General features: G+C 55.6%; 13 protein-coding genes and 3 pseudogenes. 7 read left to right on the forward strand and 9 right to left on the reverse strand.

What is annotated here, in order from left to right; all coding sequences use genetic code 11:
• Window positions 1–201: 201 nt before the first annotated feature.
• From RS887_RS21060 to RS887_RS21075, 4 genes and pseudogenes are all read right to left on the reverse strand, one after another.
• Window positions 202–1,188, reverse strand: a pseudogene (locus RS887_RS21060) (transposase); the annotation flags it as partial.
• A 546-nt stretch (window positions 1,189–1,734) separates the two neighbouring features.
• Window positions 1,735–3,231 carry a CoA-acylating methylmalonate-semialdehyde dehydrogenase gene (locus RS887_RS21065; protein WP_322616873.1) on the reverse strand — a complete coding sequence of 499 codons (1,497 nt, stop codon included), beginning with the start codon at window positions 3,229–3,231 and terminating at the stop codon, window positions 1,735–1,737.
• A 70-nt stretch (window positions 3,232–3,301) separates the two neighbouring features.
• Window positions 3,302–4,459, reverse strand: a complete 1,158-nt coding sequence (locus RS887_RS21070) for an iron-containing alcohol dehydrogenase (protein ID WP_322616874.1) — start codon at window positions 4,457–4,459, stop codon at window positions 3,302–3,304.
• A 129-nt stretch (window positions 4,460–4,588) separates the two neighbouring features.
• Window positions 4,589–7,087, reverse strand: coding sequence for a CoA transferase (locus RS887_RS21075; RefSeq protein WP_322616875.1), 2,499 nt, complete (start codon window positions 7,085–7,087; stop codon window positions 4,589–4,591).
• A 280-nt stretch (window positions 7,088–7,367) separates the two neighbouring features.
• Between RS887_RS21075 and gcvA the strand changes: the two genes are divergently transcribed.
• The 6 genes from gcvA (at window position 7,368) to RS887_RS21105 (ending at window position 12,927) form a co-directional block, all read left to right on the forward strand.
• A complete protein-coding gene (gene gcvA / locus RS887_RS21080) occupies window positions 7,368–8,267 on the forward strand; it encodes a transcriptional regulator GcvA (protein ID WP_322616876.1) in 900 nt (299 codons plus the stop codon).
• A 242-nt stretch (window positions 8,268–8,509) separates the two neighbouring features.
• Window positions 8,510–8,869, forward strand: coding sequence for an extracellular solute-binding protein (locus RS887_RS21085; RefSeq protein ID WP_322616877.1), 360 nt, complete (start codon window positions 8,510–8,512; stop codon window positions 8,867–8,869).
• Window positions 8,870–8,880: 11 nt separating this feature from the next.
• Entirely contained in the window at window positions 8,881–9,564 is a 684-nt protein-coding gene (locus tag RS887_RS21090; RefSeq protein ID WP_322616878.1) for an extracellular solute-binding protein, read from the forward strand.
• Window positions 9,565–9,679: 115 nt separating this feature from the next.
• Window positions 9,680–10,759: an ABC transporter ATP-binding protein gene (locus RS887_RS21095; protein ID WP_322616879.1), complete on the forward strand. Its 1,080-nt coding sequence runs from the start codon at window positions 9,680–9,682 to the stop codon at window positions 10,757–10,759.
• Window positions 10,760–10,798: 39 nt separating this feature from the next.
• Window positions 10,799–12,073: an ABC transporter permease gene (locus RS887_RS21100; RefSeq protein WP_322616880.1), complete on the forward strand. Its 1,275-nt coding sequence runs from the start codon at window positions 10,799–10,801 to the stop codon at window positions 12,071–12,073.
• Between the two features lie 5 nt (window positions 12,074–12,078).
• Window positions 12,079–12,927, forward strand: a complete 849-nt coding sequence (locus RS887_RS21105) for an ABC transporter permease (protein WP_322616881.1) — start codon at window positions 12,079–12,081, stop codon at window positions 12,925–12,927.
• A gap of 154 nt (window positions 12,928–13,081) precedes the next feature.
• Here the strand turns inward: RS887_RS21105 and RS887_RS21110 are convergent, their stop codons facing one another.
• The 4 genes and pseudogenes from RS887_RS21110 to RS887_RS21125 all read right to left on the reverse strand — a co-directional run.
• Window positions 13,082–13,450 (reverse strand): histone-like nucleoid-structuring protein, MvaT/MvaU family, encoded by a 369-nt coding sequence (locus RS887_RS21110; RefSeq protein WP_322616882.1) that lies wholly within the window; start codon window positions 13,448–13,450, stop codon window positions 13,082–13,084.
• 210 nt (window positions 13,451–13,660) lie between these two features.
• On the reverse strand, window positions 13,661–14,182 hold the full coding sequence (locus tag RS887_RS21115; RefSeq protein WP_322616883.1) for a 3'-5' exoribonuclease domain-containing protein: 522 nt from the start codon (window positions 14,180–14,182) through the stop codon (window positions 13,661–13,663).
• 177 nt (window positions 14,183–14,359) lie between these two features.
• The gene (locus RS887_RS21120) at window positions 14,360–15,463 is read right to left on the reverse strand and encodes an IS5 family transposase (RefSeq protein WP_322616884.1); all 1,104 of its coding nucleotides are present in this window, start codon (window positions 15,461–15,463) and stop codon (window positions 14,360–14,362) included.
• A 209-nt stretch (window positions 15,464–15,672) separates the two neighbouring features.
• Window positions 15,673–15,813: pseudogene (locus tag RS887_RS21125) on the reverse strand (IS5/IS1182 family transposase); the annotation flags it as partial.
• Window positions 15,814–15,900: 87 nt separating this feature from the next.
• Between RS887_RS21125 and RS887_RS21130 the strand changes: the two are divergent.
• Window positions 15,901–16,932, forward strand: a complete 1,032-nt coding sequence (locus tag RS887_RS21130; RefSeq protein WP_322616885.1) for an IS110 family transposase — start codon at window positions 15,901–15,903, stop codon at window positions 16,930–16,932.
• A gap of 265 nt (window positions 16,933–17,197) precedes the next feature.
• Here RS887_RS21130 and RS887_RS21135 read toward each other — a convergent pair.
• Window positions 17,198–18,037 (reverse strand): annotated as a pseudogene (locus tag RS887_RS21135) (IS5 family transposase); the annotation flags it as partial.
• Window positions 18,038–18,203: the final 166 nt, after the last annotated feature.

Consider the following 18,203-nt stretch of genomic DNA (forward strand, 5'->3'; position numbering starts at 1 on the left):
TTGCTTTGAATTGCTGACCTTCGCGACAGGCAGTAAACGGCCGATTCTGTTGAAAAAGTCGGATTTTCAAATGGCCTGAACTCAGGCACGACCACCACCGGAGAACCTACTCACCACATTGAGTGGTTTTTCGGCCCTTCGGTGACCGTTGCTGCGCTGTTAGTGGGTTAATTTGAGGTTTTTTGCTTGGTGCAGGCGCACCTATCCCGTGACTGGTGGCCCTTGAGATGAAAATTTGGCCAGCCGACGCAGGTTCTGCACCGCAGCGGCCAGCGTGAATTCATCCGTCGCGCCACTCATGCCACGTAGCCGCAGGCGATCCAATTTAAGGATGCGTTTGAGGTGGGCAAACAACATTTCGACCTTTTTACGTTCGTGGCGAGAGCGCTGATACGCCGGCGTTACTGCAATGCGTCGAGCCACATCGCGAGCGGCTTCATGGACGCTGCGGACGATCTTGCGAATCGAAGTGTTCGGGCAGCACTTGGCTTTCATCGGACATGTCGCGCAGTCGGTCTGTCTGGATCGGAAGATGATGGTGTTGGCTTTGGTGACGTGCGAACGCTCGTTCTTGAAGGCTCGCCATTCGCTGCGTAATACGTTGCCGGCTGGGCAGCGGTATTCCTCAGCCTCTTCATTCCAGTGGAAATCGTTACTCGAAAAGCTGTCGTTCTTGCGCTCGGTTTTGTCCCACACCGGCACATGCGGTTTGATGTTTTTTTCCTCCACCATCCAGGCCAGCATCGGCGCTGTGCCGTAAGCGGTATCGCCGATGAGGCGATCCGGCTTAATGTCGAACTGCGCTTCGACCCGATCGATCATCGTCTTGGTGCTCTCGACTTCTGCGGTTCGATGAGCCGGTGTGGGTTCCACATCCATGATCACGCCGTGCTCGGTATCGATCAGATAATTCGTGGAGTAAGCGTAGAAAGCTGGGCCACCTGGAGCAGCGGTCCAGCGGGCCTGAGGATCCGTCAGCGACAGGCGCTTCGGTAGCGTTTCGGCCAAAGCCTCTTCATCGAGCGCTTCAAGGTACTCACGTACGACGCGGCTGCTCAGGGCCGGATCGCTCCAGTTGACCTGTTCATCACCCGGTACGCCGCGCTGCCGACTCGCATCCGCCTTGATGATGCTGGCGTCCACGGCAAAGCCTTCGCCTTTGACCAGGCCTGCGTCCATGCAGTGTTGTCGCCAGCGCAGGATTGACCCAGTTGCCGAAATTTCACTGACCCAGGCTGTTGTCTTGTGAACCATTACCAATGCTGGATTTTCGTCGTTTGGTATCGGGTCAGCGTTGCGTCGGCAACGGGTCAATTCCGTATCAGCGGCAACACATCTGCGGACTTTTTCGGAGAGTCCGTAATCGTCGGCCTCGTCGTAGGCCTGGCCTTGAAGGAAACAGCACCAGGCAAGACCAAGGCAGCCCACGGGGTTAAAGGGCCAGCTAAGGCTTAAATGCTCGGAGACCTGAAACCTCACTTGATTTAGCAACGACTCCAAATGTGCGGCAGGCTTTTTTCGTCTGTTTCCAACACGAAGCAAAACGCCCCGAACAACTCGGGGCGTTTGCTGAGGCGTTCATCAGTGTGTTTTCACACAGTCTGAGAGAGGCCTTTTTGTGCTCAGAGAAAATCTCTAGGTCAACCAAGACTCGGTGTCACCTGGGCGAAATTTCAATGGCTACGGCACTTGATGAAGCGAACGCTCTACGCCGGATTTCTCCGTGTCGTTTAGTCACTTCATCGTCGGCATAGAGAACTCTACACCTTCGCGAATTCCAGAAGATGGCCAGCGCTGTGTGACCGTTTTGCGCTTGCTATAGAAACGAACGGCATCCGGGCCGTAGGCATGCAAATCGCCAAACAGCGAACGTTTCCAGCCACCAAAGCTGTGATACGCGACAGGTACTGGGAGCGGTACATTGATACCGACCATGCCGACCTTGATGTTGTCCGAGAAGTATCGGGCGGCTTCACCATCGCGAGTGAAAATGCACGTGCCATTACCGTATTCATGAGCATCGATCAGTTGCATCGCCTCTTGCATACTCTGCGCGCGCACGATCAACAATACCGGCCCAAAGATCTCCTCCTCGTAGCAGCGCATGCCGGGTTTGACCTGATCGATCAGTGTTCCCCCTACAAAAAAACCATTCTCGCAAGCTGGGACTTGAATCGACCGGCCATCGACGACGACCTCGGCCCCCTCTTCCTCTGCACTATCGATGTAGCCGATTACTTTCTGCTGATGCTGGCGAGTGATCAAAGGGCCGAAATCATTACTCTTATCTTGGTAGGCTCCAACCTTAAGGGAAGTCATAGCTTTGCGCATTTTGCCGATCAAGGCATCGGCTGTTGCATCACCTACGGTGACGGCGACAGACAGCGCCATGCAACGTTCCCCTGACGAACCAAACGCAGCCCCTACCAGTTGATTGACGGCGTTATCAATGTCCGCGTCGGGCATGACGATGGCGTGGTTTTTGGCACCGCCCAACGCCTGGCAACGCTTGCCGTTTGCTGCGGCAGTGCGGTAGATGTACTCGGCGATGGGTGTCGAACCTACGAAACTCACGGCCTGCACACGAGGGTCGTGGAGCAACGTATCGACGGCCTCTTTGTCACCGTTGACCACGCTCATGACGCCGTTCGGCAATCCGGCTTCCTGCAGCAGTTGCGCGATGAACAGGGTCGAACTTGGGTCGCGCTCGGAGGGTTTCAGGATGAAACAGTTGCCGCAGGCAATCGCCATCGGGAACATCCACAGCGGCACCATTGCCGGGAAGTTGAACGGCGTAATACCCGCGACCACGCCCAGCGGCTGGAACTCACTCCAGGAGTCAATGTTGGGCCCGACATTCTTGCTGTGTTCACCCTTGAGCAACTCGGGGACACCACACGCATATTCAACGTTTTCGATGCCCCGCTGAAGTTCGCCCATGGCATCGTGAACGATCTTCCCGTGCTCTTCACCAATCATTTGGCAGATACGCTCGGCGTTCTGCTCAAGCAATTCCTTGAAACGAAACATCACCCGCGCACGCTTGATCGGTGGTGTGTTACGCCACTCAGGAAAAGCCGCTTCAGCGGCAGCAATGGCTTTCTCGACCGTTTGTTTCGAGGCCAGTGCAACCTGTTTGGTGACTTCGCCCGTCGCCGGATTGAACACGTCCTGAGTGCGCTCAGTATCAGTGACAATCTGACCGTTGATTAGATGACCTACAGTAATCATAAGAGTGTTCCTTATTGTTAAAACGCGGCTTTTCCGCTGATGTGATGACGCTGGCGGGGTTATGTTTTGGCTACCAGAGGTTGCGGTAGAGTTCGATCATCTCGTCGACCGAAGGCACGCGAGGATTGTTGCCCGGTGAACCGGAGGCAATTGCTTGTTCAGCCATGGTTGGCATCAGTTCGAAGAAGCGTGAGCGACTGATACCAAAGCCTTCAGGTGTCGGAACTTGCAGCTCTTCATTGAGTGCGTGCAGTTCCGCGAGCAACTTGACGTTGGCGCTTTCGTCGCAGTCCTGAGCGGTCGCGACACCCATGGCCCGAGCACAATCGGCGTAACGCTTTGGCGCACCAGGAATGGAAAAGGCCGTCACACCTGGCAGCAGCATTGCGTTGGAAAGACCGTGGGGAACATGGAAAAAAGCACCAATCGGTCGGCTCATGCCATGAACCAGAGCGACGGAGGCTGCCGAGAACGCAACTCCTGCCAATGTCGATCCCAGCATCAGCGCTTCACGAGCTGCGGTGTCCTGACCGGAGTGATAGGCTCGACGCAAATTTGGGCCAATCAAACGCATCGCGGCCAGCGCCTGGCTATCGCTGTAGAGGTTGGCTTTGAGGCCGACGTAGGCCTCGATGGCGTGGGTCAATGCATCGATCCCAGTATCGGCCGTAACACGGGCTGGCAGGCTGAGCGTCAGGTTGTAATCGACCAATGCCGCCACCGGCATGAAACCGATCCCCACACAAAGCATTTTTTCGTCGTTCTGCTCATCCGTTATGATGGTGAAACGGGTCACTTCGGAACCGGTGCCGGCGGTCGTCGGCACTGCGATGATCGGCAAGCCTTGCTCACTCACCTGGCGTGGAAACTTGTAGTCACGCATCTCGCCACCGAACTTGGCGAGAATACCGATGGCTTTCGCGCTGTCGATAGGACTACCACCGCCTAACGCGATGATGCTGTCATAGTCACCCGAGCGCGCATACTCCACACCGGCACGAATCGAGTCGACCGTAGGCTCCGGCACTGTGTCGGCGAAGACATCTGCGCTCAGGCCCTTTGTGGCGAGTACGTCCTGAATACGACCGGCATAACTGAGCTGTACCATCATTTTGTCGGTGATGATCAGTGGACGGGAACACCCCAAACTGCTGAGCACATCGGGAATGGCTTCACTTGCCTTCGCACCTACCTGCAGGATGCGCGGCAGGACTACTTGATTGGACATATTGCCTCCGGGATTTCCATGCGGGAATGGCCCTCCCTGGAGAGTCCGCTCCCAACTGCTGTTTCTGATGAAGTTCATCCGGGTACAGAGCCTTTGCTGTGCGCCGCACCCTCGGTTCAGATGAGTACGTCAGCTAGGCAAATATTCCTGGCTCCAGCTGTCACTGATGACGTGGCCCGCCATCAATGCTTCGATCCGGCTCTGGCTGTAACCGAGTTCGGTCAGTACTGATCGCGTAGATGCGCCAAATTTTTCCGCCGGTGCCAATGTGCGGATAGCGGCATGCCGTGGCCGGATGGCAAAAGGGTCGAGTTGTGTCACGCATCGCCCGCTCGGGTGGTTGGCGTAGACGCTGAACGAGTAGCTGCCGTTGTCTGTGCCCGGATAGTTGTCAGCAGGTCGGCTGTAGCGCTGCCGAAGCGTGTCGATATTGTCCGGCACAGCCGCAGCGACGCCGGCCTCCTGCAAACGGGCCTGCCAGGTTTCTCCCGCTGTTTTTAGCAGTGCAGCCTGGAGGAACTGCGCATAGTCACAAGCAGCAGACAGTCCTTGTAGACCTTGAACAGACTCCAGTTTGTTCAGATCTGCAACGCTGGCGTCGAGGTAAAGCCAGCCGTCCGCCGTGCGATAGAAACGCGATAGTTCGCTGTATCCCAATGCCTCGCGTCCCGCCGGCTCATCAAAGGGTGCACGGCCCGCGTAGTCATAGCAGAAAGGTATTTGAACCAGGTTGCCCAACGCCGCGAGCGATGTACGAGCACGACTCACTTTCCCTGTTCTGGATTTTTGATACAGCGCGGTGGCCACCCCAAGTGCAGCGGCGAAGCCACACATCACGTCGATGGTGCCAACGTGGGCGTGCTCTTCCGGCGTCTGCATACCACCGCCGAAACGCAGCATGATGCCGGTCGTCGCCTGGATCAGGTCGTCATAACCCAAATAGTCGGTGCGAGGGCCACGGCGAGGGCCACCGAAGCAGTCCAGTTGGCAGAAAATCACCTCCGGGTTCACCGCCTTCAGACTGGCTTCATCCAACCCCAGCGGTACCAGTTGGCGATCCGGCGCGTTCATCACGATGACATCAACCGACTTCACCAAGTGGTTGAATACCTCACGCCCCTCGTCCTGATTGAGGTCGACCAAAATGCTCTGTTTGCCACGAGCGGACGACATACCAAACACGACGGTATTCCAAGGGTCGTAATTGGGAGTGGTCGGATCCAGCTTGATGACATCAGCACCAAATCGGCCAAGGAATGAGGTCGAGTGCGGGCCAGCGATAACGTTGGTCAGGTCGAGAATTTTAACTCCGTCCAGCCATCCTTTTGAGCTTTGCTGCGTTGCGACCGGCAATACCTCCCGAGTACCTTCACTCAAGGTAGCGAGTGCCTCTTCAACACTGACTTCCCGACGAGAGAGCGGTGACAGCATCAACTCTGAACTGTCCTCCAGCCAAGCAATAGCACCGGGCTGCTTCATCGGCCCATATTGGTAATCCACGACGTCGACCACCAAACCAGCCGTATTGGCATGCTCGTCGTGCAACCATTCTTGAGTGGAGCGATGAGGTGCTCCAGGAAACTGCCCTTCACCAAAGATTTTTTCCCATTGCGCTGCCGTCTTGGTCAGGAAAACTTCCTTCATCCGCGCAGAGATCCGTTTCGCCCAGTTTTCGGGTAATGGATAGACTCCGAGGGACGCATCCCCTTCCCATTGGTCGAACGGCAGATAGGGGTCGTCGACTTTAGGCAGACCCGCCGCGAGCATTTCTTCGTACAAGCCCATGGCCTGCAGGCAACGTTTGGCGTGGGAGCGATGCGATGGGCAAACGGCGTAAAACTTGCGTCCATCAGCACATTCATAGGTGCGATAGAAAGGGTCGAGATACTCCTGCAAATCCTCATAACTGAGATTCATTGGCAAGTTCTCTGCACGCCGGCGCTCAATCTCTTTTTCACGCAGGGTTTTATAGCGCGCGGGATACCCGTCAATCTTGATCGAGTTGTAAGACAGCCCTTCCATGACCGCTGCTGCCAACGGTACTTCGATCTCGTCGCCCAGCCCCGTGCGTTGCCGGGCCTGCAACGCCAGTACAACAGCCGAAACAGCAAGCATGGTGCCGTAGGCGGATGCCAGCGGTAGCGGCGAGAAACTGGGATTGATGCCCATCAATACCCGGTTTTGCCCCATATCCGTGAACACGCCGGAAGCCGAAGCGATGATGGCCTCGGTGGCACGCCATTGGTTGCGCAGTTCATCATTGGAGGCAAAGCCGGGAATGGACAGGGTGATCAGTTGCGGACGCTCACGGCGCAGCTCAGAAAAATCCAGCCCCAAGTTTTTCATCACGCCTGGCCGGAAGTTCTCAATTACGATGTCGGCCTTGGCAATCATCTGTCGCGCCTGTTGCAGGCCCGCCGCAGATTTCAAATCCAGGCGCAGACACTGTTTGTTACGGTTGAGGACAGCGTTTGCCGGACTGTCCCAAAGTGGGCCGGCAGGTGGATCGATATGGATGACCGTGGCACCGAGATCGCCCAATATCATCGCGACGGCGGGGCCGGAGATGTATTGACCAAAATCGATGACGTTCACACCGCAGAGGGGTAGCTGACTGAGCTTTGCCATGTTTCACCCATTATTTTTATTGTCCTGCTTCTTCCAGCTTCACGCAGGGTTTCGGTTTTCAGAAGCCGTTTGCAGAGGCTCATAGCGTTTCAGGCTCGGCCCTTTGAATGGCGATCTGGGGCTACTTTCGAGAAAAGCTGGTTACTGCGAAAGCAATAAAAAAAAGGCCTATGGGTTCATTTTTTTTATGCGGCAGGAGTAGGATTTATGGGTTAGCGCGGAAAAACGCGCCTTGGCGCGCTCCACAGTCAGCCCAATTCCCCCTAGAGAACCTAGCGCCATGAAGAAGCGATTGCCCCCGCTCAACTGGTTACGCGCATTTGAATCAGCCGCTCGCCACCTCAGTTTTACCGACGCGGCATTGGAACTTAGCCTGACTCAAGCAGCGGTCAGCCAACAGATCAAAGCGTTGGAGTCACAGCTGGGCGCTGCGCTATTCAAGCGATTACCCAGGGGCCTTGAATTGACGGAGCCGGGACTGGCCTTCCTCCCGGTTGTGCATGAATCGGTGGAGCGCCTGGCAGCGGCCACCGATGAAATTTTCGGCCAAGGACATCGCAAGGTACTGACGGTGCGCAGCAGCTTGGTATTCTTTACCCATTGGCTGGCGAACCGATTGCCACATTTTCGTGAGCAGAACCCGGACATCAATCTGCGGATCACCAGCAATATCTGGATGGGCGATACCGACCTTGAAGCCGATCTGGAAATTCGTTACGGCAGTGGGAAGTGGAGTGGTCTGAAAAGTGAGCGGTTGACTTGGGATATGTTATTTCCCGTGTGCTCCCCCAATTTGTCCACAATCGAAAGGCCCTTGAGAACCCCAAGGGATCTTCGTCACCATGAATTGCTACATGTCTTGGGATATGAGGAAGGGTGGGGTTACTGGTTGAAAAAAGCCAAAGCGGATGACGTCGATTCATCTCAAGGCCTGCAGTTCGATACGCTGATCTCAGCGCTAAAAATGGCAGAGTTGGGGCAAGGCGTTGCCCTAGCACGCTCTTCGTTGGTCGAGCAGTACCTTCAATCCGGACAACTCATCGCCCCCTTGACGGCCAGGTTCAAAACCTCAGAAGCGTTTTACTTAGTGTATTCCCCGCACAAAATCGTCAATCCCCAGGCGGCTGCCTTTGCCAATTGGTTGATGGAAGAAGCATTGGCGGCGCGTGGCGAGGATTGAGCAGGACGAATTTAAACTTGGAAATGGGATAGGACGAACGCATCGCTCTACTCTCCCTCACAGATAATTTTTGTGTCGTACCCATAAAAAAAATCGCCCCATTGGGCTTTTTTTTATTGCTTTTACCTTCGCCTTTTTTTACCGAAAGTAAAGCCCTGATCGTCTCTACGGCCGCACACGCACCTGCTGCGTAACGACCTTGCGACGGTTACCCACAAAAATAAAAATGAGGGGTATCCCGCATGAAAAGCGCAACATTGCTTTTGCTTTCAAGCATCGTTTCCTGCAGCGCGTTCGCAGAAAATTCCCTGACCGTCGTGTCATATGGCGGCAACTTAACCAACGCCCAGATTCAATCCGCACACAAGCCATTCACCGCAGCGACTGGCACTCGAGTGATCTCCGAGGATTACTCCGGCGGTATCGCCCAAATCAAGACCCAGGTCGATAGCAAGAAAGTCACCTGGGATGTGGTGGATGCCGAAATCCCCAACGTCATTCGCGCCTGCAACAACGGCTTGCTGGAGCGAATCGACCCGGCCTCACTGGCTCCCGCACCGGATGGCACACCCGCTGTAAAGGACTTCCTGCCGGGGCTCTAACAGAGTGCGGCGTGGCCAGTTACATCTGGTCAACCGTCGTGGCTTACAACACCAAAGCATTCAAGGGTGACCAGCCTCAAACGCTGAAAGATTTTTTCGATACCAAGCGCTTCCCCGGCAAACGGGCGCTGCGCAAGGCGCCGCAGGTGAATCTTGAATGGGCGTTGATGGCCGACGGCGTCCCTCGTGAGCAGGTGTACGAGCTGCTGGGGACTGAGGAAGGTCTGGAGCGCGCGTTTACCAAGCTCGATACCATCAAAAAAGACACTATCTGGTGGGAAGCTGGGGCACAGGCCCCGCAGTTGTTGGCTGATGGTGAGGTCAGCATGATCTCGGCCTACAGCGGGCGAATCGTGATTGCTCGGCAGAAGGAACAACAACCGTTCAAAATCCTCTGGGATGGCCAGATGTACGACATGGAAGCCTGGGTGGTTCCAGCCGGTAATCCCAAGAAAGACCAGGCTCTGGCGTTCCTGAAGTTCGCCACCCAGAGCCCGATTCTGGCCGATCAGAGTAACTACATCGCCTACGGCCCCACCCGGCGTTCGGCACAGGCATTGATCGATCCGAAAGTCAGGCCCGACTTACCTACCAGCCCGGAAAACTTCGCCAGCGCCTTGCAGGTTGACTCACAGTGGTGGGGCGATCATTCCGACGAGTTGAATGAGCGCTTCAACGCCTGGCTCTCCAAATAAGCGCAAACACATCCCCCCCGACGTTGCCAGCAACACACCTGACATAACCCCTTGATGGGGCTGGGCGACTTTTCGTGCCCAGCTCCGCTACGCCCCATAACAAGAGAGATCCCCCATGCGTACTGAATCTTTCGTTAGCTTTCGAAATGTGCAGAAGAGTTATGACGGCGAACATCTCGTCGTCAAAAACTTCAACCTCGAAATCGAACAGGGAGAGTTCGTCACCATGCTTGGCCCTTCGGGCTCCGGCAAAACCACCTGCCTGATGATGTTGGCCGGGTTCGAGACGGTAACCCATGGGCAGATCTGCATTGATGGGCAGCCGGTCAACGATATCGCCCCGCAAAAACGCGGCATCGGCATGGTGTTCCAGAACTACGCTCTGTTCCCCCACATGACCATTGAAGAGAACCTGGCCTTCCCGCTCAAGGTGCGCAAACTGTCCCGGCAAGACATCGAAGATCGAGTGCGCAAATCACTGAATCTGGTCGCTCTAGGGGCATTTTCCAAGCGAATGCCCTCGCAGTTGTCCGGTGGTCAGAAACAACGCGTCGCGCTCGCCCGTGCATTGATTTTCGAACCGCGCCTGGTGCTGATGGATGAGCCATTGGGTGCTCTGGACAAGCAGCTGCGCGAACAAATGCAATACGAGATCAAGCGCCTATCAAAGCAGCTTGGAATCACCGTGGTGTACGTCACCCACGATCAAACTGAAGCGCTGACAATGTCGGATCGCATCGCTGTGTTCAATGATGGGATTGTGCAGCAACTGGCCAATCCTTCAGTCCTCTACGAGAAACCGCAGACCGCGTTTGTCGCGAGCTTCATTGGTGAGAACAACCGACTGCCAGGGCAGATTGTTGAGCGTCAGCAAGGCTACTGCAAAGTGCGCGTCGGCAATCATCTGGTAAAGGCTCTTTCCGTCAACATCGCCGCCAGTGCGAACACCACCTTATCGATTCGCCCTGAACGCGTGCAGATTGGTGCCCGCGCGGGCGAGTACGACAACCATATGCCCGCCCGCATCGAAGAAATCATCTACCACGGTGACCATTTGCGCGCTCGCCTGAAGTTGGCAGGCAATGACGAGTTCATCGTCAAGATGGTCAATACAGCGGGACACCCGGCGCCCCAGGCCGGTACGTGCATTGATGTGGGTTGGTCGGCCGACGACTGTCGAGCGCTGGATGCCTGACCCCCCTCAACGACTTTACCGTTTTGCCGGAGTACCCAGATGAACAATTCATATAGTGTCAGTCCCACGCTCGACCCTGTCGACACGGCACAGTCTCAAGTCGGCCTGAAGGAAAGACTCGACCGCGCAGAACGCCTCAACAAGACCAAGTCATTGCTGTTGGTCGTCCCATTGTTGGCGTTCATTGCGGTGTTTTTCCTGCTGCCGATTGGAACCATGTTGCTGCGCAGCATGCAAACCCCCACTCTTTCGGCGGCAATGCCACAGACCGCTACCGCGCTGCTCAACTGGGAGGGTACGGCACTACCGGACGAGCAAATGTTCTCCGTCGTTGGCCATGAAATTCTCAGTCTGCAACAGGCGCGGCAACTGGACAGTGTTGGCTCAGATCTCAATCGAGTCATGAGTGATGCCAAAAGTCTGATGGCCCGCACCGCACGCGGCCTAACCAGCGAAGCCGTCGAGCCGGGCTCTTTCAATAGCCGTATGACCGCTATCGACAAACGCTGGGGAGAGATCGGTACCTGGATGCAGTTGAAGAAAATGGCCCCAGCCTATTCCGCCTTCAACTACCTTGCCGCGCTGGACTTGCGTTATGACGACAAGGGCCAGGTTGTGCAGCAACCTGAAAGCCGACGCATCTACGTCGGCATCCTTATCAAGACGTTGCTGGTTGCACTCGGTATCACAGCGTTGTGCATGCTCCTGGGTTACCCGCTGGCGTACATGCTGGCGACCCTTCCAGCGAAAACCAGCAATTTGTTGATGGTCATGGTGCTACTACCTTTCTGGACATCACTGCTGGTACGCACCAGTGCCTGGATGGTGATCCTACAGTCTAACGGCGTGCTCAATAGCTCGTTGAGCAGCATGGGTTTGATCACCCAGCCACTTGAGTTGATGTACAACATGTTCGGAACAGTCATTGCCATGACTCACATCCTGCTGCCGTTCATGGTGTTGCCGATGTACAGCGTCATGAAAAGTATCGACAGCACCTACACCCGCGCAGCGCACTCCATGGGAGCCAGTTCGTTCCGTACTTTTGTACAAATCTACTTTCCTCTCTCCCTGCCCGGATTGAGTGCCGGCGGTATTCTCGTATTCATCCTCGCCACTGGTTACTACATCACTCCTGCGTTGGTGGGAGGTCGTACGGGTCAAGTTATCAGTAACTTTATTGCCTACCACATGCAGACCTCCCTGAACTGGGGACTGGCCGCCGCCATCGCCTCCATCCTGCTGCTAATCGTCCTGGTGTTGTATTGGATCTATGACCGGGTCGTTGGCATCAACAACATGAAACTGGGGTAATCGAGATGAGTCTTCCAAGCTATACCAGCCCGATGGGCAAAGTCTGGTTCTTCAGTGTTCGTGGCTTCGGTGTATTGGTACTACTGTTTTTGATCCTACCAATATTGGTAGTTGTGCCTTTGTCATTCAATGTAGAGCCCTACTTCAGCTTCACCAGTGGGATGCTCAGCCTCGAACCGGCAGCCTTTTCAATGCGCTGGTACCACATGCTGCTTGAAGACCCATTGTGGGTGCTGTCGTTCAAGAACAGTCTGTTGATTGCCTTCTGCGCCACCGTCATCGCAACGACTTTGGGAACGCTGGCAGCACTCGGTTTGTGTCGTGCCAATTTGCCGTGCAAGGGACTCCTGATGGGTACCCTGATTTCACCGATGATCGTGCCAGTGATCATCTCCTCGGCTGGCATGTACTTTTTCTACAGCACACTGGGCATCGGGCAAAACCATATAGGCATTATCTTGGGCCACGCAGTATTAGGTACCCCATTTGTCATCATTACCGTGACAGCGACGCTGGTCGGATTCGATCATTCATTGACCAGGGCCGCAGCAAGTCTGGGCGCATCATCAACCTATACTTTTTTCCGAGTAACCTTCCCGATAATTCGCCCAGGTATCATGTCCGGAGCGCTCTTTGCGATGGTGACCTCATTTGACGAGGCTGTTCTAGTACAGTTTCTTGGAGGGGTTGAGCAGCGCACCATACCGCGACAGATGTGGTCAGGCATGCGCGAACAGATCAGCCCAACCATCCTTGCAGCAGCTACTTTGCTCATTCTTGGCTCGGTGACATTACTGGTTGTCGTTGAACTGCTGCGTCGACGCTCATTGCGCTTACGAGGCATAAAAGAATGAATACCCCTAAGTCCTGGGGCACGAGACACTCCGATCACGAGTAAGGTGAGTGGATGCAACACTCAGGCTTAAACCGCAACATTGATCGACGAAGAACTTCAACGATGCTTCCCATAAAAAGGCCCTCACGGGCCTTTTTGTACTCAAACCAAAATCACTTGGTCAGCCAGGACTCAACGGTCGCGGAGCCGTGCTCAGTTTTCCATTCCTTCAGCGTTTTGTGATTGCCGCCTTTGGTTTCGACGACTTCGCCTGTATGAGGGTTTTTGTAGACCTTTACCTGGCGCGGTTTGCGAGTGGCAGTTTTGGACTCGACTGCTGGAGCGCGACGACGGCCAGCCTGTGGATCAAGCAGGTTGATCACGTTAGGCAGGCTATAACCATACTCGGCGAGCAGTGCGCGTAGCTTCGTTTCAAATTCGATTTCTTTTTTCAGGCCAGCATCGTCTTTCAGGGCTTCGAGAGCTTGGAGCTGCTCGGCGAGATTTTTTTCGAGCTGACGGAATTCAGCGAGTTTGGACATGAGAGATCTCTTTTCAGTAGTTACTTAACAGTATATTGCAAATCGGTCATCGCAATATGGACTGCTTGCTAACACTGAAACTGACATGGATGAATCGCCAAAAATTATGGCTCAGCAATAATTATGACTGAGCCATAATTTGGGATAATTCAGTTTTGCCACTTTCCCACCGTTGGCGAAACTCGAACCACCCGCAGTACACCGTCCAAATCAGATCGGCCTAGTCGTGATGCGCCTCGATGGTGACAAAACAAGCCTAGAGGCCAAGACCTTGAAAAGCTCTGCAAGCATTCGCGCGTCTAGTAACGCATGGTGCGGCAGATCAGACAGTTCTACCTGTTCAAGAGCTTCCGCATTCACTTGATTGAAGAGGCTTGTAAGGTTGGTCGGTTCACTCACAACCTGGACTGGCCAGGGTTGATCTGCACAAGCAAGATCACAGAAAAACTTCCAATCCCAATGTGGAGCATCTGAACACACCTCAAGCTCCTCGGCGAAGCTACCTAGAAATCTTCGAAGAGAGATTTTGGCTTCGCTAAGCGACTGACCACATCGCAGCGGATCGAGTTGCGGTAAAACGTACTGGATGACGAAATCACTGCAGTCCTCGACCGAATAGGTGTCCATCAGCTCGACGTAGAACTCTTTGCCTGACTCCGATACCAGAGCTAGGGATATCAGCTTCGAGTCCTGATTGAGCTGGGTAAATTCGCAATCTAGGAATATCTTCAACGTCCGATCCTTTCAACGATTTTTAGCCTGACCTGTCATCGGAGCCGTGGGCACCTACCTCCGGGGGATAGACGATGCCAGAAATGTCGCGTCCATCATCAAGGAGATACTCGGCTGATTGCGTGAGCCGGGCCCAAGTGCCCGAAGAAGCGATCCCCTAGGAGGGTGTAGACAAAATCAAGTCGTGAGCCGCCGTGCGAGCATCCGTGCCTCGGCCAGCCATACCCAGGCCTCGCTCACGGCAAACAGACGATCATGGTGCATGATCAGTCGTCGAGCCCTTTCATTCCAGGCATGAGTCCGCTCCACCACCCAGCGCCTGGGCATCACCACGAAGCCGGTCGGGGCAGGCGCTACCGTGAACAGATCACCTTGCTCTGAGTGCCATTGCCCCGTTCGTCTATTGTTTGGCCCTCGGATCACTTGAACCTCGACCGCGTGCGTTTGCTGCATCCGTTGAGCCCATTTTCCTGCGTACGCACTGTCGACGAAGAGCGTATTCAATGATGGGTATTTTTCCTTCGAGTACGCCACCGCGTCGTCCGCCGCGTCGCGATCCTGCACACTGGCGGCGCTGATACTCACCGCCAGCAGCAGCCCCAGCGTATCCACTATCAGACTTCGTTTGCGCCCCTTCACCTTCTTGCCAGCGTCGAAGCCGCTGTCCCCTCCCTGTGGAGAACTGCGGGTCGACTGCGAATCCAAGACAGCCGCTGACGGAGCGGCATCGCGATCTTCCCTGTCCCGCCATTGCGCGCGTAAGCGATCATGCATTTGCTCGAATTTACCCTGGAGACTCCACCGGCGGAAGGTCTTGTAGACGTTGTCCCAGTGAGGAAACTCGTGCGGCAGCATGCGCCAGGAACATCCTGTACGCACGACATAGCAGCAGGCTTCGAGCAACGTCCGTCGAGAATGACGCGGTGGTACACCCCGACCGCCCTGGGCTTCAAACAGATCGGCGACTAGCGCCCATTCAGCATCAGTCAGGCAGCTGGGATATCGCTGCTCCGGCAACTGGCGGCGGTGCGTCTCATTGTAGCCATAGGACTTGCGAGGTTCGGCTGCAACAAAGCTGCCCTTGGCACGCTGCTTCACGCGTGTGATTCCAGCCAGCTTCAAAGCCTTTGCAAATGTGTCAGGATGAGCGGTGATGCCCGTTGCAGCGTGGAATGCATCGGCTAATTCAGCTTGGCTGGAGAAGGGATGAGTGCGTGCAAGCTTGACCAGCAGTGGGTACTGCTCTGCAGCAATCGCGGGAGGGCGTCCGGTTCGAGGCATGACGTCAAGGCCATCCAGGCAGAAGGAGCACTGAGTTTAGTTTATTTTGTCTACACCATCTAGGGAGGCGCTGAACAATTAACCCGTTCGCGCCGTCCTCCATTTTCAAGCCGTCTTTTTTCAACCCATCGGCCTTATTCTGCGTTTCTGGGGCCGATTTCTACCCTCATTTTGCTGATTTGCGGGCCAGCCTCGTCTTTCAGACGGATTTATCCCGCCGCCCGTTGCAAATACCGCTTGGCCAGCATCAGATTGGCCAACCCAAACAGACTGAACAACTGCGCCGTATTCTTTTCCAGTCCACGGTAGCGAACCTTTCGATGATTGAAACGCACCTTGATTACCTGGAACAATGGGATGGACTCCTCCTCACCTCGGCATCTTGAGTGCCAGACTGAAGGTGCGAACCACAGTCAAATGCGAGAAGGAGTCCACACATGAAGCTTATGCGCATTGGGGTCGACCTGGCCAAGAACGTGTTTCAGATCCACGGCGTGGATTGCCATGACCAGCCAATCTGGCGGCAGCGTCTGCCTCGTGATCGCTGGCTTCAAACGGTGCTGGAGAGGATCGAGCCCGGCTGTGAGATTGGCATGGAAAGTTACGGCGGTGCGCACCATTGGGCACGACAGCTCAAGGCATGCGGATTTCGGGTGAAGCTGATCGCGCCGCAGTTCGTCAAACCGTATGTCAAGAGCAACAAGAACGACGCCAACGATTCCGAGGCCATCTGTGAAGCGATGAGCCGCCCCAGCATGCGCTTCGTCGCCATCAAGACCATCGAGCAACAGGATATCCAGGCGACGCATCGCATCCGGGCCGGCTTAATTGAACAACGGACGGCCAACGCCAATCAGATTCGTGGGCTGGTCGCCGAGTACGGCCTCATCGCCCCGAAAGAATTACTCATGCTACGTCGTGCGATGCCGTGCTGGCTGGAGGATCCGGATAACGGTTTGACGGCACGCTTTCGCCATTTGCTGGATGGCTTGTGGGGCGATCTTCGCGTACTGGATGAGCGCGTGAACGAACTCGACAGCGAGATTGCTGCCATTGCGACAAGCGAACCAGCCGCCGTCCGCCTACAACAGCTACGCGGCGTCGGCCCGATGATCGCCACCGCACTCGTCGTCGCCCTCGGTGATCCTCGGCAGTTTGCCAACGGCCGACAGTTCGCCGCTTCACTGGGATTGACGCCGAGGCAACATAGCTCCGGCGGCAAGGATCGATTGCTTGGCATCAGCAAACGCGGCGATGCGTATCTGCGAACACTGATGGTGCATGGTGCCCGCTCGGCGTTGCGTACGGCGAAACCCAAAAACGACCGACTCAGCCAGTGGGCCGTCCGTTTAGCCGAGCGCTCACATCCCAATGTGGCCGCTGTCGCGCTGGCCAATAAAACGGCACGCATGGCATGGGCGATGCTGCGTCATGATTCTGATTACCAACCGGATCGGGCGGCAACCTGATCTATTCACCGGAGGCACCCTACAACAGAAACAACCCTTAACCACGATTGCGACGCAACCCGAACGATGGCAAACCGGTCGAACCGGCGTTGGTAAAACCCTTAAGCATCCAGGTGCGAAAAGCACGGCGGAACGATTGGGAACCAACGCGCGAATAGCCCATCATGGCCCAGCATCGATTTGATGCCACAGTCAGAGGCCGAATATACGTGTGCAGTCGGCACGGGCGCTAGAGCGAAGGGGCTTGCAAAGAGGAGGAGTCCATATAGGGATGCTCGACCTTGGCACGCAGTTGCGCCTTGGCGTATTCGATCTTGCGCTTGACCCGGAACAGCAAGCTGCCTTTGCCGTGGTGCTGGTAACTGCTTGGCCGTGCTGCAATCGACCAGATAACGTCCCGTTCAGCATGCTCCGGCCGTTTGGCCGCACCGGTGTATCCAGCGTCACCCGAAACATAGGTTTCGGCACCGTGCAGCAACTGGTCGACCTGGGTGACATCCGCCACGTTGGCGGCCGTCCCCACCAGGCTGTGCACCAGCCCCGATGTGGCGTCGACACCGACATGGGCCTTCATCCCGAAGTGCCACTGGTTGCCTTTTTTCGCCTGATGCATCTCAGGATCGCGCTTGCCTTCTCGGTTCTTGACCGAGGGCGGCGCGGCGATCAGGGTAGCGTCGACGATAGTGCCTTCCTTGAGCAGCAGACCCCGGCTGGCCAGATGCTGGTTGATCGTTTCAAACAGCACTCGCGTCAGCTGATGGGTTTCCAGCAAGCGGCGAAATCGCAGCAAGGTGGTGGCATCCGGTGCCGACTCACGGCCCAGGTCGATGCCGATAAAACCACGAATGGCCTGGCTGTCGTAGACGGCATCTTCGGTGCCTTCGTCGGAGAAACCGAAACACTGCTGCACGACATACATGCGCAACATGCGCGACAACCCAATTGCAGGGCGCCCGCGCTTGCCTGTGGTGTCGCTATAAAACGGCGCCACTTGCGCCTCCAGTTGTGCCCAGGGCACCAGCTGTTCGAGGTCAGCCAGGAAGCGATCGCGGCGAGTCTGCTTTTTCTTGCCGGTGTATTCGAGTTCGGAGAAGGTCTTCTGCACGCGCGTAACAAGGCTCACGGAGAGGGGGGCTGGTTGAAGGTGCTCAGTGTGCCAAGGGTGGGGACGGTTGGCTATTTTTGCAGCGTCTCCTAAGAGATGTCAGTCAGGGTAGGGTCGCCTATTAGTTCGAAGATATTGAGGGAATTTTCACTATGCCGAGAGTCAA

The organism is Pseudomonas sp. BIC9C (genome assembly GCF_034541995.1).
Lineage (GTDB): Bacteria > Pseudomonadota > Gammaproteobacteria > Pseudomonadales > Pseudomonadaceae > Aquipseudomonas > Aquipseudomonas fluorescens_CC.

Excerpts from the sequence above, each read along its gene's own strand:
- RS887_RS21065 (WP_322616873.1), bottom strand. The coding sequence starts at position 3,231 with ATGATTACTGTAGGTCATCTAATCAACGGTCAGATTGTCACTGATACT.
- RS887_RS21070 (WP_322616874.1), bottom strand. The coding sequence starts at position 4,459 with ATGTCCAATCAAGTAGTCCTGCCGCGCATCCTGCAGGTAGGTGCGAAG.
- RS887_RS21075 (WP_322616875.1), bottom strand. The coding sequence starts at position 7,087 with ATGGCAAAGCTCAGTCAGCTACCCCTCTGCGGTGTGAACGTCATCGAT.
- gcvA (WP_322616876.1), top strand. The coding sequence starts at position 7,368 with ATGAAGAAGCGATTGCCCCCGCTCAACTGGTTACGCGCATTTGAATCA.
- RS887_RS21085 (WP_322616877.1), top strand. The coding sequence starts at position 8,510 with ATGAAAAGCGCAACATTGCTTTTGCTTTCAAGCATCGTTTCCTGCAGC.
- RS887_RS21095 (WP_322616879.1), top strand. The coding sequence starts at position 9,680 with ATGCGTACTGAATCTTTCGTTAGCTTTCGAAATGTGCAGAAGAGTTAT.
- RS887_RS21100 (WP_322616880.1), top strand. The coding sequence starts at position 10,799 with ATGAACAATTCATATAGTGTCAGTCCCACGCTCGACCCTGTCGACACG.
- RS887_RS21105 (WP_322616881.1), top strand. The coding sequence starts at position 12,079 with ATGAGTCTTCCAAGCTATACCAGCCCGATGGGCAAAGTCTGGTTCTTC.
- RS887_RS21110 (WP_322616882.1), bottom strand. The coding sequence starts at position 13,450 with ATGTCCAAACTCGCTGAATTCCGTCAGCTCGAAAAAAATCTCGCCGAG.
- RS887_RS21120 (WP_322616884.1), bottom strand. The coding sequence starts at position 15,463 with ATGCCTCGAACCGGACGCCCTCCCGCGATTGCTGCAGAGCAGTACCCA.
- RS887_RS21130 (WP_322616885.1), top strand. The coding sequence starts at position 15,901 with ATGAAGCTTATGCGCATTGGGGTCGACCTGGCCAAGAACGTGTTTCAG.